This window comes from Chryseosolibacter indicum, from assembly GCF_018598585.1.
GTDB classification, from domain to species: Bacteria; Bacteroidota; Bacteroidia; order Cytophagales; family Cyclobacteriaceae; genus Chryseosolibacter; species Chryseosolibacter indicus.
Genome location: NZ_JAHESD010000008.1, coordinates 39,087 through 57,606, shown reverse-complemented (window position 1 = coordinate 57,606; position 18,520 = coordinate 39,087). Strand labels below are relative to the sequence as shown.

6 protein-coding genes are annotated in these 18,520 nt (G+C 38.5%); all 6 read right to left on the bottom strand.

Annotated features, from left to right (window positions below):
* Positions 1-7: 7 nt before the first annotated feature.
* From KK060_RS05595 to KK060_RS05570, 6 genes are read right to left on the bottom strand one after another with little or no spacing between them, the layout of a single operon-like run.
* Positions 8-4,147, bottom strand: a complete 4,140-nt coding sequence (locus tag KK060_RS05595) for a T9SS type A sorting domain-containing protein (protein ID WP_254152712.1) — start codon at positions 4,145-4,147, stop codon at positions 8-10.
* A gap of 3 nt (positions 4,148-4,150) precedes the next feature.
* The gene (locus KK060_RS05590; protein ID WP_254152711.1) at positions 4,151-6,235 is read right to left on the bottom strand and encodes a fibronectin type III domain-containing protein; all 2,085 of its coding nucleotides are present in this window, start codon (positions 6,233-6,235) and stop codon (positions 4,151-4,153) included.
* Between the two features lie 7 nt (positions 6,236-6,242).
* Complete coding sequence (locus KK060_RS05585) at positions 6,243-10,877, bottom strand: hypothetical protein (protein WP_254152710.1); 4,635 nt, start codon at positions 10,875-10,877, stop codon at positions 6,243-6,245.
* 29 nt (positions 10,878-10,906) lie between these two features.
* Positions 10,907-11,842, bottom strand: a complete 936-nt coding sequence (locus tag KK060_RS05580; RefSeq protein WP_254152709.1) for a hypothetical protein — start codon at positions 11,840-11,842, stop codon at positions 10,907-10,909.
* A 3-nt stretch (positions 11,843-11,845) separates the two neighbouring features.
* A complete protein-coding gene (locus tag KK060_RS05575) occupies positions 11,846-12,661 on the bottom strand; it encodes a hypothetical protein (protein WP_254152708.1) in 816 nt (271 codons plus the stop codon).
* Positions 12,662-12,690: 29 nt separating this feature from the next.
* Positions 12,691-18,513 carry a fibronectin type III domain-containing protein gene (locus tag KK060_RS05570; protein WP_254152707.1) on the bottom strand — a complete coding sequence of 1,941 codons (5,823 nt, stop codon included), beginning with the start codon at positions 18,511-18,513 and terminating at the stop codon, positions 12,691-12,693.
* Positions 18,514-18,520 lie beyond the last annotated feature (7 nt).

Below are 18,520 nucleotides of genomic sequence, written 5' to 3'. Positions count from 1 at the left end.
ATAATCATCATTTAATCACTAACCTCTTCAACACTCTTTCTCGCTTTGTTTCAAGCACTATAAAGTATAAACCGCTTGTAAGGTTCTTTAAAGTTGCCTGATAGTCATACTGCGAACTACCATCTAACATTAAATCAAACACTTTCTTTCCGCCAAAAGTGTTAAAGATTTTTACTGAAACAGGAGCATTTTCACTTAAATCAATGAATAAATTGAAGTCGCCGCTGCTGGGATTAGGATAGATTTCAAACATTGAAATGATAGAAGAACTTTTAACCCTTCCACCTGCATCATCAATTGCATCACCTTTAATTACAATCATCTTTGAAAGAGAATCTATACATTCTCCCAGATAGGTATTAAGCAACACATCATATTGGCCTGCAGCACTAAACACAACTTCCGCATAGATGTCAGTTTGATTTAAAACCTTTACAGAAGGAGGAAAGCTCCAACCAATACGATCTGGCACCGGCCAGCTAATGTCGATTACAACCACGGTATCACTTGCAAATGCTTCAGGTGCCATTAAGAAGTCGGCTTGTAACAGATCGCTTGACGTCCTTATCTCAAATTGATCTTCAGCAAAACATCCATAAGGACTTACTACTTCTAGTTTATATATAGCAGGCACAGATAACACAACATTTCGATCCGCGCTCGTAAAACCTTTGTCTGACGTCCATTTATAGGTTCCCTCCTCCTTTACTGAAACAGGTACCTTTTGACCAACACAGATTACTCTGTCGCCTCCGAGATCAATGGTAAACAGTGCTGGGTCATCTAATTTAACCTCCTGTGCTAACGAACATTCTCTTACATCTTTAACTGTAAGCGTATAAGTGCCTGCATGGATATTCTTCAAGAAAGATTCTGTAGAACCTGTACTCCATACGTAAGAGTAATTACCGGGATTTCCGCCTGTAACAACTGACGATATCTGACCATCAGCATTCCCCTTACATAATGGAAGCGTATGGTTAAAGTTAATTTTAAGTGGAGCAGGGTACGGAATGTTGTAGACTTCCTTATCACGACAGCCATCCTTATCACGTACCTCCACCCAATGTTCTCCTCCTGTTACATTAGCAACTTGAGTTGATTGTTCACCTGCTATATCCCATGTAATTTTATAAGGTGGGGCGCCTTGTGTAATGCTTATACCTATCTTACCATCATTACTTTCATAACAGGTCAACCCTTGAAGAAGCTCTTGTGTAATTTTAGGACCATTCGAATCGTTAATACTAATCTCATCTGAAATGGTACAATTATTACCATCAACGCTCACTACAGTATAGTCACCACTGCCTAAGCTAATAGCCTTTGCAGTATTAGCAATGAGTTGATTGTTACCATCATACCACTCATACCTGTAATTTCCTACACCTCCGGCGGCGACTACTTCAGCGCTTCCGTTAGCTTCTCCACATATGGTCTCAACCTTGTCAACAAGATTTAATGTAAGTGCAGACGGTTCTGTTAACTCTTTACTGACTTGCTTTTGACAACCATTTGCATCCTCAAGATAAACAGTATAAACACCAGCAGTTAAACCTTTAATAATCTTCTCCTGCTGCCAGTCAATATTATTTTTAGAAAACCTGTACTCTCCCGCTCCTCCTGAAATTCCTAATTCAATTTCACCATCATTACCTTGGTGGCAAGAGATGTTCTTAAATCTATCTACAGCTAAGTTTAACTCCGTAGGGCTCGTAATCGTAAGACCATCAAGAAAAGCTTTACAACCATGACTATCATTAACATCCACCCTATATGCTCCGGGAGATAATCCAGAATTATCTTCTAAATCACCCCCATCCGACCATACATAGGTAAACGGCCCTGTTCCCCCATGTGGCGTAATATCAATTTCACCATCAGATTCATTAATACAAGAGACACCAAAACCATGATAATCCTTAATTAAGCTACTGAGTGTTAATACGTCAGGTTCCTGTAGATTATAATTGAATTTTTTCTCGCAGCCCTTACTGTCTTTAATTGTTACTTCATAAAGACCTACCGCCAAGTCGGAAATATCTTCATTTAACGAACTATTACTCCATGTAAATGTGTAAGGTGCTGTACCTCCGCCAGGAGTAAGATTTAATGCGCCATCTTTACTTGAATTGCAACTAATGGGTTGGTTTTCAACAATGTTTCCTGTGATCACTGGTTGAATAGGAAGAGTCCTAGAGGTAGTAACGATACAATTTGGAACACTTGTATCTTTAATGGAAAGGGTAAAATTACCTGTTTGAAGATTAGTAAAGACAGCAGGATCACCTGAGACATAATTTATCCCATCAATAGAGTAATTTAACAACCCCATACCGCCAACACCTTTGAATTTAATAACCCCATCTGTTTTACCATCGCAGCTTTGAGGGAGTAATTCAATTGCTGAAAATGTAATAGCTGTTGGCTGATCTACTTCAATTAAAGGAATAGCTGTTGTACAACTGTTAGCATCTTTTACTATCAATGAATAATTACCAGCGTACAAGGATGAAAAAGTAGTGCCAGACTGATAATTAATTCCATCAATTGAGTACGCTAAGTTTTTTGTACCCCCTGAAAATCCAGAGACTGCAATCTTACCTGTAGGCGTATTATAGCAAGTAAGGTCAGTTACTGCGACTGTACCTGGTAGTATAGAAGGAGCTGGATTAATGGTTACTGAATTTCCAACCTTCAAACAGTTATTATTATCTTTTACGGTAATGCTATTATATGTTTTGGCAGAAAGCCCAGTTAATATATTGCTTGATTGAAAACTGGAACCATCTGTGCTGTATGTAAAAGAGTCGCTACCGCCGGACGCAATGACCGTTATTTTACCGTCTGCTGCACCTGGACAGCTAACATCCTCATCATTATAATTAGATGATACATATGCACTAACAACTATCTCATCTTCTTCATTTACTATAATATTTTTTTCTCCGGTACATCCATTCGTATCGTTTACTTTTACATTAAATGTCCTTCCACCCTGTAACCCAGAGATGTCTTTTGTATTTGAAGTCCAAGTACCTGAAGTAGTCCAGTTTGCCGCCGACCACAAATAACTGTAAGATGAATTGGATCCCCCGGACACAGTGAGTGATATAGCTCCCGTTCCGACATTGGGGTTATAACAAGCTTCATGCTGAACATTTTCTGTTATATTAATGACAGGATTTGAATAAGCTACAGTAAAAGATTGACTATTCTGAAAACATTGCTCGACCTCGGGATCGGACGAGCTAAAATTAACCACTTGGAAACTATAATTACCAGGAGGCAAGTCAATTACTTTATTGGAGGCAGTAGCAGTGGTGTATATTTGATTTGAAACAACAGGTATATTAGTATCGGTATTTTTAATATTCACTTTAAATTCAGGATAATAACTGGTTACGCCGGAAATTGTAACTCCTCCAGAAGCAGTACAGACTTTACCTTTAGGCACTAAAGTAATTACCGGACTTGGTGGATAGACAAAAAGATCTCCTGAGACAGCTTCGGAGGAAGATCTAATGTTAGAACAAGCTGAATAAACTGAATATACCCTGAATTTTATTCTATGATAGTTGCTTGTAAAGGCATTAATTTTTGGAACTGTAAAAGTTGTCGTATTTGATGACGTTACTCCTATACCGCTCCATCCTGTATTATTAATATTATATTGCCAAACATAATTATGAGAAGCATTAAGTGAGTTTGTAGTTAGTGTTATCTGTTCATCTGGACAAAGATTGCCGGAAGGAAAAGTAATGGATGTGGGAGAAACAGGAGTAGTTGATGGAATTTTTAAAGACACACTATAACTTAAGGAATGACTATACGTACATGGAAATGTAGCATTAGGTATAGAAGAATTAACTGAAACATTACAATACACCCATCCGACGGAGGCGCTATGATTCCATATAACATTTATACTACCACCCGTAGCAGATCCAACTATAGTACCGCCACCCGAGATCGACCACGAGATGGATGATGTACAATACGGAATATTAATCAGACCATAATTGTATGACTCGCCAGGACAAACAGTCTTTCCGTAGGTACTTGATATAGAAGGAGCTACTTGAGCTCGCAATGCAATTGTTGAGGTAAGAATGAATGCACAAGTCAAATATCCTAAGAACTTCATATATTAATAATTTATAATCACTTCATTCGAAAATTCTGATTCATTTCCATCGATAAATATGGCTTTAACTCTGTAACCATAACTACTATTGATAGCTATATTAGAGTCAGTGAAGCTAGTAGTACTTCCATTTACCGTTTTATAAAGCATCAAACTTTCACCATTTGCAATGCGATATATAGAAAACTTAGTAACCTTAGGTTCCTTATAAGACCAAGAAAGAACAACCCGTTTGTTAGCACGATCTGGTACCCCTGTAAACTTCTCGATAATTGCTTTTTTGCTATTAACAAGTGGCGTTCCCCATACTGGCTTACACATTAAGGATTTCAAGAATGTTTTATCGACTGCTAATATCGAATATTGGTATGTGTGCTTCCCATTTATAGCATCAAAAAAAACAGATGTGGTATCGCTTACGGGAATTCGCTTTAATATGTTCCAGGACGACGAGTATTGATGTTTTCTATAAATCTGATGTTCAACCACATCGCTACTGCTACTTTTAATCCATTTTATCTCAACACCACCATCCTTTGCTTTAACACCTTTAATAACAGGAGCAACGGGAGGAATAATATCCGGCCTTTCTACCTGAATTACATCAGAAAATAAAGATGTATTAAAACGATTATCAATCGCAACCACTTTATACCACATATGTGTGGATAGCGATTTTATATTAATGGTATCTATAAAATTATTGAATATAATTGGGCTAATTGTTATTTGGCTAAATTCTGAGTTCTTAAAGTTCGACCTGTACACCCTATACCCTAGTAGATCACTTTCAAGATTCTTTTCCCATTGCAGTTTAATTATACCAGTAGAATCAGTAATTGCCTTTAATCCTAAGGGTGCGGCAGGCGGTATACTGTCTACTAACTGTACTAATTGAGGAAATGAATATGTTCTTTGCCCTCCTTTAGTAAAGGCAGCTAATCGATAATAATTTGTTGACTTTGGATTATCATCAATAAATTCACGAACTGAAGCAAAGACTGGTACTTTATTAATAACATCAAAGTCAGCTTCGACTTTATTTTTTCTTTGTATCTCAAAACCTTCTATTTCATTTTCTGCTGCATTTGAGAAGCTCCAAGAAATTTTCACCGACGCATTATCAATTACCACTGTACTTATAATTGCTGGAACCGGTTTTAGCGGTTTTTCATTAAGCCACGTTGCGTTACCTGATGGAGGTCCATGTTCACCAAAAGAAGTAATCCCAATAATTCGATAATAGTAGAGAATACCTGTTAATGTAGAATCGATCTTTGTAAACTCGAAGTCATCATTTACGTCACTTTCCATACTAGTGGCAACAACAGGAGACTTGGTAAGTCGTTTAAAAGATTGTCCTCCATCAATGGATCGCTCAACATAATACCCCGTGTAAACATCTTTTAGATTCGCATTACTCCATTTTACCAGCGCCACCTCATTTCCTAATTGCACTTGAGGTGCGGCAGGAACTGGCAGTACATTCCTTTCGTCACCGCCTTTGTATACAAAGCCAAAGTCAACATTTAATATTTTTTCAGGAACCATCGAATAAACTCTATATAAATACTTCTCATTATGCTTTACATCCCTGTCGACGAATCGAAGAGCAGACAGATGAGCAGCATTTGGAGATAAATCTGCAGCCAGAGAAGTAAAGGAAAAACGTAGGTCAAGCTCCTTTGACTTTTGCACTATTTGAGCGATATCTTGGGAAGCATTGTTAGACAAATCAAATGTTTCTCCAAAAATTGCCTGTGCAGCAATAGCGACATAATCGTCCGTATCAACATACTTTTCCCACTCGGTCGGATTGTGAGGTTTCAAGGGAATTTCCGTCAAGTTTTTTATTGGTTTATCTGCTAAAACAGAAGAATCTCTAACGATGGTGTAACGTTCAATTCTATATCCATATTTATTTAAAAGTTGCCAAGCCAGTGCTGAAGAAGGTGCCCATCTTAATATTATAGAGTCCTCATAAACACTGGCCTTTACCTTTATCGAAGGGTGCGATTGTGCCTTAACATCATTATGCTCGGCAACTATAAGTATAGCGCACAGTGCAAAAATCCATCTCAATTTCATCTTACTCCTATTTAATATGTGTCACACTGTAATTGATTGTCTTATTTTTATTCGTAGTGATCTTATTCAATCCGGGAAGCGAATACCGAATCGAGATCTTGTAGTCGCCTTGCCTTAATACAGGGAATGGTGTCGTTATAATTTTATTGATACGTTCACTACCTGTATTTATCGACAAGTTGGCACACTTAGATTGTATATCCAGATAATCGCGATACATTTCCAAAGGAAGATTATAAACTATCGCTGAGACTGAGGGTTGGGAGATGGTAGCATCCCTTCTATAAACTATATCTGCCGGAGTCTGACGGATGTGAATTGATTTTGCTGGAATCAATCCTAAGATCTGATGATCGCGTTCAAGCTTTACAGAACCACTAATTGGATATCCCTCGTATACCAACGGATAGACTAGCGATTGAAACCAGTAATTATCTGAAAGGTCAGCTTCAAATTGTATTAGACTACTATTTAATATTTCTCTATGAATTTCAATCTTTTCAAAATATTCACTTCCATTCAATGTCGTACCTAATTCATTTACTCCTGTTTGAACCGCCCATGTCCATCCCGGTGAATAACTAAAGTGATCAAGTTTCTGTGAAAAAGTAGAGTAATCACTTGATTTAAAATCAACGCTGAATATTGATTTCTCCTGCAATGATTCTATTGTACCTTCAGCTTTCTTCGTTGTAATCTCTGTATTCAACATTTCATTTTCACCTTTCACCTTGTTAGTCTCCTCACTCACATTCCTATCGATCGCTAGTGCATTTTGTGCTGGAAGGTTTAGCAATTCGTACACATATGCCTGGCTGGTTTTTAATTCAGGAATTACAAAATTTACCGTGTTGCTTGAATAAGTATAAATAAAATCAAAGAAAGATATGGTTCCATCGGCAGCCTTAAATCTCCCCTTTTGCTTCCACTCAGGACCAACTTGAAACAAGTAAGGCTGCGCCTTTTTCAATTTTATGTAACCTTCATTACTCTCATTTTTATAAAAATTAGTTTGGCTTATTACAGGATAACTATATTCTACATTTTCGTGTGGAATAAAGTCAGGAGCTTCTCCAGTAATAAAAGATTGTTCAACTTTCTCTGTCACGCGCTGTCCATCGGAAACAACAGCAGACCAAGAATCATTTTTGAGCTCTTCAAAAGATACCTGCGCTAACATTTTAATTTCCTTCTTAGGGGGAAGAATCTCATATGAATTAAAAGCAAGAACATCATGGTTGTCATTCCACTCAAGACTCCCAACAATTGATGTCTTACCGTCTAACAATTTAAAGTGGTCAAGCTTTATGCGAAATGTTCTTCGCACATCGCCCTCATCTACAAGTTCAAATTCCTTGTCGACGGGCATATTAAACACGGCTTGCGGATTATTAAACACATTGATGTTTTGCTCTCCATTAGAAGGAGTAAGCTCTGCTATTACTTTAATATCATCAAGAATTGCATTTTGATCTTTTTCTATTTCACATTTTTCCCCTAGTGTAACCTGGAATTTACAATCACCTTTAACTAAGCCTCCTAAAACTCTGAACCTTCCGCCAACAGTTCCTTGTAACCAAAAAGGATTAGGTAACTGTGCTTGTAGCAGTGCTGCAGCCGCTATATTTAATATCTCTACATTTCTCTTTCTCCCAAAAACCTTCACCCGAATTCCAATTGTTCCATCAAAGTACGCATAGGCTTGGCCGTTTGCGTACCATCCGTTAATACCAATTCGCTTACTACTTCCTTTACAACGCAGATCACCGTAATCCTTTAACATAATATCAAAACCTGCTCCTGCATCAAAACGAGCATAAAACATTAGGAAGCTTAAGTCTCCTGTACTAATACTTAAGCCAGCTCCAAAAGCGAAACCGCCACCAGTTCCAATTGAATTAAGATCTTTCATGTAATCCACATCTGCTCCTCGTAGAATTCTTGATACTTCTGAGGGAGGTGGAGGGCTGTCAAGAATCTTAGTTCCAACCATAAAATAACTAGTAGCACTGGCCCTTATAGGACCAATCCCCAGACTAATACCAACACGATCATCGGGGGTTCCAACGTACACATACCATTCCTTGGGTGCAAAGTGCAGTACCGCCCAGCCAGCTCTTCCACCAGCGCCAATGCCTTTGATAATTCCCCCAGCTACATTTACAAACACTTCAAAATTTCCATGAAGCACACGGTTCTCAAAATCATAATCGATCATCACCTTTGCTGAGATCTGTCCCTTCTGACCCGCCTTGTCTCCGATCTCACCAAATATTTCTGTCATTGAATTTTCGCTTCCACCACTCTTTACCAAGCCCATGGAAACATCAGACATCTTGCTTTCCATTTTCTTAACAACACCAGCCATTTTACCAGTTGCGGCTTTCAGCTTGTCAAGGTTTACATCAAGGCCGGGTGTAACCATATAACCATTACCGCCAAACGCTATATGTCTGACACCCCCTCCTTTAAAGAATGATATCTCAAAAGTTACATCTGCGTTGAATGCCTCAGGTTTAGGATGAGATCCAAGACTTACAATAGCCTTTAGCCCAAGCCCTGCTTTTGTATCTGGAACGTAGACTACACCAGAAGCAGTTTTTCCCAATGCGCTACCAACGCCTTGGTTATCCATCTTCATTGCATAATATGCCCCACCACCGAAACCATAGATACCTATACCTGTAAACACCGGTATGCCAGAAGGGAAATTAACCATTGCGTCTGCATACCAATAGCGCATACCTGTAACATTACCAAAAATAGCGGTAGCGGTCACCTTGATGCCTGGTGTAAATTCAGCTTTTACTGTACCGTTAAAGCCATCTCCGTACATTGCGTCATTCTTATAGAAGATGAGCCTTCCATTCATTTTAAAGGCACCACCATCAATGTCTACGCCGATCTCCTTTACATTAATGTCTTTATATCGCCAGCTTTGCATTCCCTTACTGGGATCTATTGCTCCTATAACGGTAAGACCTGCATCCGCTGCAAAACCACCTGAGTTCTCGCCTACCAGGTTAAGTTTTAGTGTAAAGTCAAGGCCTACTTGTGTATCAGACAAATTTCTTAAACCTATATCCTGGATGCTGATCGGAAAGCCGGCCATCTTTTGCTGAAGCGCTTCGGAGCCAAATGAGAAACTTCCTACTTTAATGAATGGCTTTACAGATTGTATTTCCAGGTTTTCGAAACTGATGTCAGCAAGTTCTACCCCCTGACCTCCTTCACTTAACTTGGCATTAATCGCCATTCTTCCATGTAGATTCGCTTTAGGAAGAAACTTTCCATTTTGAATTTTTATATCAAGATAAGATGCCTCGTAGATTTCAACCTTACCAGCGCCCCATAATGGAAACTGCATATCGCTAGAAGGAGAAACATTGAAAAGGTAATTGCCTCCTGTATTTATAATAGCACTGTATTCAAATGGTTTATCTTCTTTCCCTACCGGGATGACAATACCACCTGAAAAACCAGCCTCAACTAGCTGATTGGCTTGCAACTCTATGCCTAGAGAGTCAAGTGAGAAAGCCCATCCATTCATATCTCCCTGGTTCAATGGGATAAGGTCAGTTCCTCTGAACTTCCCGGATACACCCATATTATCGATCAACACGCTTTCTGCTGCAAAAGAAGTTCTTGTTGTTGTCCCCTTCTTTTGAAATTCCGGAGGAAGGCTAATTGTAAGCTGACGCAAGTAGAAACCTCTCCATAAATTTGGGTTATCCGGTAACATTTGGGTTGACTGATAACCAGCAGGAAAAACAACAGCAGGAGCGTTGCGCAGATCACTGAAGTCGAAGACGGCATCTCTTACACTGAAGCCAACACCTTTTAAACCATTAACCTGGAAGTTTGGGAGATCAAGCTGGACGACAAGGTCATTCCAGTTACTCATGACTGTTTTGAAATTCGTCATCACATTGCCTTGCCCTATACTTCCGTCCGCGTTCTCAGGTACTAAGAGATCCCGAGAGAATTTCACAGAGGCATCTATTGACAATTCACGAAAGCCATCGCAATCCATAACGGCATAAGTACCCTGACCTGACGTTGTTCCCTTTAAGATCAACTGTACTTTATCACCATTAAAGTTGATCCCATAGTCGCCAAGAAGTTCGAGCTTTGCATCACCTACAATACCGCCCTTCTTTGTGAATTTGATACCTCTTGCCATGAATGTAAGCTTCTGACCATTTTGAGGAACCTCAAATTCCATGAACACATCGATTTCTGCATACGCCGGTTTAAAGCGGATAGCATGAATAGCAATGTCATACGTAACACCACCAATTGTTTTTGTAATACCTACCGGCAACTCAAACTTAGTGGCTTCATCGATATTGGTAATAAAATTTTGTGTTGCCCTAACTTTATCAAGTACTGTTCTTGCGAGGTCTATATAACGTTGGATAGAATCATTATTTACGGTAGAAGGAAAAGCTCCTTCTTCAAGGATATCAGCAGGCTCTTCAAAATAGAACTCCTCATTATTTACTTCTGATGTTACGATAAATAGGGAGTCCTTCCTAGCTGTAAAAATACTGTCCCGCAAGTTATTACTCCATCCCTGTATTGAAACGAGAAGTAGTGAGATCAGTATAATATAATTCCTTACTGTATTAAAAGAAACCATGATTGTGGGGTATGTGGTTTTCTAAATCGTCAGTACTTGTCTGTTATTATCGTATAATCCTTATTCGCTTTAAACCAGTCACGTACCAGTTGTAAAGCTTCAGGATAGTTCTTTGCATCTATATCACCTGTGTCATCTAGTTTTAACGGATACGAAGCTACCGCAGGCGCAAGCATCTCCATTACTCTATAAGCACAAGGAATTTTAGCAGCGCTTTCAGCATTCGCAGACTCGCAATTCTTCTCATCGCTATTCAATGCTTTCAATAGCAAATCAAAAGCAGGACGCTGCCTGGTATAAACAAGATCAGGAAAGATTTGATACACGACATCGTCATTAACCGGTAACCTTGGAACACGAGACATGATGCTTTCTATAGCATAGCTATCGCCCATACGAGCTAAGGCAAGCAGAGCCGCCCAACGATTTGATTTTGGTTCTGTAGGACTTTGAGATAACGCTCTTAAATCATCACGGAGTTGTGTAAGTTGAACATAGCCAATTAAGCGAATAAGCCTTTCATAATGGGCAGATCTTCTTTTGAAGATTACAACAAGTGTATCTTTTGCTACTTGCGAAAAATCAGATGAAGAGAAATCAGTTAGGTAGTCTAATACTAGTCCTACGTTGCCTGAGTCTTTGTCTCTTATTCCCATAACAAGCTTTGATGTAGCCTCACCACGTGTAGACACATTAAGACCACTAACGCCCACGGTTCGTACTACACCATATGCCTTAGAACGAACAACGACAGATGTATCCTCTAGATATAACATTACCTCAAGCAATGTATTTTTTATATTTCCAGCATAAAATATATGTTGAGGTATAGGCTGATCTTTATACTTTCTCACCGTCTCAAAATAAATACTTAATGCTCTATCCTTATCCTGGCTTTGGGTAATAGTAAAATTGGCCAGCAATAGAACTAAAATGCACTGGGACTTAAACATTAATTTATTCATAAGTCACAAATTACTCTCTTTACTATGTAAGTACTTTTTATACCTAGTATGATCAATTCCCACTTGTATTACTTCAAAGTCCTTGTGCTTATCCTTTACTGGCAGCAAACTATACACATCTTCATAGAAAAGAATCTCACCATCAACTTGTAAAAAATAATTAGAAAAATATCTAGACTTATGTTCATCCTCGTCTGCTTCGCATAAATTATTGAACGCCATCTCATTGGCACCAAACTCAAACATCACTGCAGCGATATCCCTGATAAAGCTATTCAATCTTGTAGCATTCAGGAAAGCCAATTTTGAATTATCTATATTATCTTCAAGTGAATGATTTGATAATGCACTAAAAAAAGCATCCGTGTCTAAATAGAACAAAATTGATTTTCTACTGCCATCAATATTGCTATAAGACCAAACCTTTACAAGAGAGTTAACATCATCATCAAGTATCAATTCTGATTCTCTTTGCATCTTTATTAATGGAGAAACACTGAAGTAAAAATCACCTACTAAATCGTTATTTTGCTTTATATACATCCTACAAGGAAACAAAGACGTCTTAAATTCACTTTTTGTGTAAAGGCTATGGAGAATATACCATCGAGACGGGTCTACTTGCTTTTTCAAACAAGAAATCACTAGCTCTTCAATTGACATACCTAATAAATAATCAATTGGTACGCAGATGCCATACCTGACACAAATCTTTATATATTTATTAATAAACTCACTTCTATTATTAAGTAACAGTTGGCTTGATTCTGCAGACCAATAGAAACCCCACACGGCTGCATGTTGAGCTGTCCAATACAAATTCGATTCTAAAACACTTATCATTTGAATTACCAATCACTAGATTTAATAATAATCCTTTTGTTCCCAATTAATAGATGCAACTCATCTAATCCTTTAAGTTCCTCTAATGAGAATAGGCTTACACCAACCTCATCCCCTATAATAGAAGCTTTTCTTGCCGCTTCAACAAATTGTTGAGGAGTATTGAGATTAGGAAAAGCACCATTACTTATGTTAATCTGACCGTATCTTTTTGGGTACTGGTTTTTCCAAATCGATTCTAATTTGCTATCGCTTTTAAACTTCAAAACAATCTCTTTTAAATTAGCATATACGTTGTTTTGCGCATTTGCACCTTCCACGCCAGCAAATTTACATTCAACAATACCCTTATTTTGGCCAGTAGTTAAAACAACATCCACTTCGTTTTCTGGTTTTTTACCAGGAGTAAATTTCTTTGATATATAGACATCTTCTCCACGATTAATCCAATATTCTCCCTCTTCTAATTCGTTCAACAATGTTTTTGCTTTTAACCTATCAACCTCTCCTGCAAGCTTTGGTTTAGTAAAGCAGTTATCCAAATTACTAAATAAATCATCAGCATTAGAGAATTTAGGATTTCCAGTAAGTCGGTCGACCATTTTGAGCATTGTATTGTCCTTGAGAACATCATCTATGTACAACGCTCGTATGATTATATCATCAATAAGTGAATTTGAAAATCCTCTTGCAATAAGACTTGCCCTTATTGAATTCTCAATCTCTTTAACAGTGACAGATACACGACTAAGTAATTTTATGGCATCATCAAACCTAACTTTTGCAGCTTCATCCAGGTGTCCCATTTCTGAAAGAACCTTTCTATCCTTATCAAGTATTTGCTTCAATTGATCTGCTTGTCTGGAAGAAAGCTCAGATAATTCACCAACGCCATCTAATCTATTTATCTCCCCTACCACATCTAAAGAATTATTTACAATTTGTCTAGAAGTATTATTAAGCAAGGCTTCAACTTTATTTACATCTTTGACTTTTGATCCTATTACAATACTGGCTAAGCTTCCAACACCTGTAGCAATGCTAGTGTAATTGAATAATTTTGCAAGTTTTGGATTATCATCCTTAAACGCTGTTCCTCCTATGCTAGCAATGGAACTTATTTTATCAGCATAGTAAATCACTTTTCCTAACTTAGTAAGTTGCGCTAACTGTCCACCAGGAATTAAAAGGGTACCAACATCAAAACCGGTTTGTATTAATTGACTTGTTGTTTCATTATTTCCTACTACACTTGAGTAGTGCAATGCTAAAGCAGGAACTGGTAGGGCAAGCAGTTTCCCATTCTCATCTTTTAAGCTAAAATCTTTGAGTAGATCCTGGTTTGATTTATTTGTAAATATTACCAAGTCAAAAGGATACAGGTTTTGCGTGTACTTAGTTTCTGAAAGGAAAAAGCCCTTTTGAAGATCCTGATTGATTTTTATCTTGGACGCGACACCACCAATATCCTCATTTAAAACTGTTGTATTTAGCGTAACATAATAATCATTAGGATTTCCAAAATAGATTGGAGAATAAGATTGCTTAATCTCAGTCCATAATCTTCTGAATATCCCTTGATAATTATAATCAAACTCAAATCGCTTTGTCTCTGTGACGTCTAAATCAAAGGCTTCAAGGCTAGTTTTGTACTCCGCAAGTTGCGTCTTAAACTTTTCTGATCTATAAAAGTGCTTCAAAAAAGCAAGCATCAGATCCTTTCTGTTATCACCACTAAAAAGGAAGCTGCCATCATTTATTTTAGTGAACAGCATTTCCCATAAGCAAATTGTCTTCTTATAGGAATCAGGAGAGACTTCATCACCAGTATAAACAGTAATCTCGAAGCAGTCACTCTCTAGTTGCGTAACGAAATTATCTGAATCAAAATCGGGAGGAGTAAATTTTATTAATTTAACCAGTACCTTTTCACTTTCCCCATTTACCCAAAATTTCTTTAATACAGATTTAATGGCTACCAATCGGTCTTCGTCAGATAACACCCCGCTTCTTGCTAATTCATCTTCGCTGGCCCTGATAAGGCATTGATAGATTTCGTCATCTGATTTTAGTGAAATGTTTTTTAAGCAATCGATATTATCTTTTGCCTTTCCCGCAGCGGAAATCTGAAGACCAATTAAAAACTGATTATAAAAGTCAACTAATTCCTCATTATGCTTTATAAGATTGTTGTTCCATTTAGTAAATTCGCTGGAGGAACTATTAACATACCCATATGTTATATTCAATTTTTCCCACTCGCCACTATTACCAAAGTTATTTAATGCTTCTCTAACTAAATCTTCTGGAACAACTATAGCTGCAGTATTAGAAACCCTAGTGAGTAGTGCCAGCACATTCCACTTATCAAACCAAGTGCTGTATTCTTTGAAAAAGACTGAGTAACGATTATAATATTCAGATATTTTAACAATTTGAAAAATTTCTGGGTATTCATCGTGAGGAATACTGGTGAAACCTGGAAGGGAAATTCTATTACCAAAAAACTCTTCTATATTAACATACTTACCTTTGAGCATTTCTAACTCAAAGTCAGTTATCTGCAATTGCCCATCTCCTATTAAATTACCTGCATCTCGATAATGTACACTCGATTGCTCATATTGGTTTGCAGAAGTAAAGAATCCGAGTCTTTTAAACTTATCTGAGATTACAGGTAAAACTGGTATTGACTTATTACTAAAATCCTCAATGGATTGATTCTTAAATTTGTAAATCGCGAAATTTTTACCATCATTCCTTGCATTGGGTAAACCTAAAAGAACGCTGTTATCGTCACTTGCTATCGTCGGCTTTTTATATTCATAACCCTTGTACCCTACGAAAGTACCACCTTCAAATTCAGCCCAATACTGTTTCCCGCTAAAAACAGGTTCTCCAGGAGCCGCCTTATCTCTGAAACCTATAAGAACACCTGGAATAACATCATTATACTTATCATCAATTATTCCATGGTAAAAGATGGGATGCTGATCCTTAGAGAGAATAATTCTTTGTCCCCCTGGTGTCATGAACCCAAAGTAGTTACCTTCTTCTTTAATAGAAGATTTACTATCCAATATTGCTATTACGCTCTCTCCCTCCTCATCCTCTTCAAACAACCCAATCACTATATCAGGATACCTTATCTTATCCCATTGATATTTGTATAGCTTATTGCCAGATGGATAATCCATCAGGTTATCTGTTGTGCCTTCTGCTATAGGGAAGTTTGGTTCTTTAAATGTATGGTGGAGGTTGAAAGCACCGTGACCAAGCTCATGGGCCATTGTTCTAATGAGCGTTTGGTTTGAGCTATGCTTGTCAGCAAAAATAAATCCGGCTTGTTTGCCGCGTGGCATATAGCCTAACGCATTACCACTCTTGGGATTTTTTACAAGAAATAAATAATAGGTGTCATCCTGCAACTTTCCGAAAGCTTTGATGACCTTCTTCATGTCACCGGTATAGTTGGTGAGCAGACCACTTTCCCCATCATCGAACTGCGCGTCTAGTGCTACAGTAATGGGAGTTGGATGAATGCTTACGGCCCAGTTAACAATGGCCTGGTTGTAGATGGCATTAATGGAGTCAGCTATTAATGTTGCTGATAGCCCTTGTGGTGCAGCTTCATTAACAGGTACAACAACAAGTGTACGGTTTATCTTACTATAGCTTGCAACCTTTAACTTTCCCAGCACCTGATCTTTACTTGTATCTGAAGGTGTATAAAGTACTAGAAGGTCTTCTGCAATACCGTCAGCCTGACCTGGAACCAACACCTTGGCTGTCTGCCCACTGCCCATCGCAGGCACCTGTATCGGTCTTCCTCCTATTTCAAAACGAAGCTTGCTTTTATCGATATCTGTTTGTTGCAGTACTGCATCAACGGGGTCTGACGAAGCACTCTCTACTGATTTCCATGCTACCTTATAAGAGCCCTTCAATACCTCTGTATCAGAAGGCGGATTGAACTTACTTGCATCAAACCCTCCTTTCGATTGTGCATTATCTTTGAAGGTAAGCACCAAGTTATATTCACGGTTAGCAACTTTGGCTACCGCCTCTGCCGTTGTCTTGTGAATATTTCCTTTTTTGTCGATCAAGTACCCATTACCAGCATCGTCTTTTACTGCATAGTTCTTTCCTTCCGGCAGCCTCTGCTCTTTCCCATCACTTGTTACAATTACTACTCCCCCACCGCCATCTGTAGCCGGATATACGGTAACTATTTCAAGTGGTGAATTGATTGAGCTATCCGGAACGAAAGAAGTCCAGTCAACCTGTTCAGGAATGTTTTCTTCAATAGTAGTAAGTGCTGAGTCAATGGTGTTTAATGTCTCTGTCAGGTCGTCCATTAAATCCATTACACCTTGGGGAATAACATCAATTCCGGCACCAGTCACATTCATAAAACCGTCAACAAGACGAAGTTCTTTATTAACCTTAATGTTGGTGAATGACGTTTTAACTTTCGCATTATTGAGATAAGGAACTTCAATAATACCCTCACCACTAAAGATGCCGTTGCTTCCTGTTACAGAGGCAAGCTTTAACTGGAAATCTCCAGCCTGAATGACATCACCGGGTTTAAGAGAACCAACAAGCTCAGAGGGATCAAGGTTAAACGGTGAAAGAGGTACACCGCAGGAATAATCATCCTGTGGTTCTTCATTCGTTGTTACCTTAGCAATGGTTGAATAAGCTCCATCAAAAAAACCACAGGTTGCTGCTACCTGGTACTCATAAGTTGTGCTTGGCTTAAGTGAATTAAACTGTGTTTCTGGTATTGTAGAAGTATTCTCATACCAGTTAGTTGTACCGGCTTCGCGATAGCGTACCTTAAAAGCAGTGTGATTGAATTGTGGATCCCAGGAAAGATTAAAGCGTGAACTACTAACGGAGGATATTGATATTCCTGTTGGAAGGTCACAGGCGTCACCATACACAAAAGTAAACACTTCACTGTATCCGTTATTCTTAAACAGATCCATCTCGTCAACTCCAGCGATGCTCTTAGCCCTTACCCTGAAAGCATACCGCCTACCAGGTTCAAGCGGTGTTTCAGACGGGCCGTAGACATACGTTGTATTTTGTGTTGTCTCTTCAAGTATGGGTGGCGAAGTAAGTATCGCATCATTGGGGTTGCGTGTTTCAGGCCAAACTTCGACCATCTTAATTTCATACTCAGTGGTAAAAGCAGAATTAGGAGATGCAGTATGCCTGGGCGTCCACTGGAACAAAACATTTTGTGGGCTTTGCGCTTTAATCTTTTCGTTCTGGCGTGGGATATTGATAATAGGAGGATCATTTAAGATCAGCCATGCTGTTGCACATCCCACGTTTGAGATCTTAATACCGCGGTTATATTCAAGAACTTCAAAACAGAACTGATATACTCCTTCGGGAAGCATACCACGCTGCTCATACTGGCGTTGGGAAATCCCCTGAAAGTTGAGATTTTTAGGATTGAAATATTCAGCCAGGTCAGTACTGATCAAACGTAACGGAACACCACTTTGAATGGCAACAGGTGCTGGTATATAACCGGGTTTTGTTTCCAGTGTAATACCCTGGCCAACGATCCTCAATTTGAATCTTACATTCAATTCAGGCTTAGCGATGTCGGTAAGGAAGACATTCAGTGCCACTCTTTCCGAACCTGACTCGACATAATCTGCCAGATACAGTGAGTACGGCGGTGAAATTTGTACAGTAGCCTGTACAGGATACACCTGAGAATATAAATTTTCAGAAAACACAAATAGCAAGCATAGTAATGAGATAACATTTCTCATTACTATGCTTCCTTTCAGTTTACTGATCATATTAACA

Bases quoted from the DNA above. Each gene is read 5' to 3' on its own strand.
- KK060_RS05595 (WP_254152712.1), bottom strand. From the start codon at position 4,147: ATGAAGTTCTTAGGATATTTGACTTGTGCATTCATTCTTACCTCAACA.
- KK060_RS05590 (WP_254152711.1), bottom strand. From the start codon at position 6,235: ATGAAATTGAGATGGATTTTTGCACTGTGCGCTATACTTATAGTTGCC.
- KK060_RS05580 (WP_254152709.1), bottom strand. From the start codon at position 11,842: ATGAATAAATTAATGTTTAAGTCCCAGTGCATTTTAGTTCTATTGCTG.
- KK060_RS05570 (WP_254152707.1), bottom strand. From the start codon at position 18,513: ATGATCAGTAAACTGAAAGGAAGCATAGTAATGAGAAATGTTATCTCA.
- KK060_RS05585 (WP_254152710.1), bottom strand. From the start codon at position 10,877: ATGGTTTCTTTTAATACAGTAAGGAATTATATTATACTGATCTCACTA.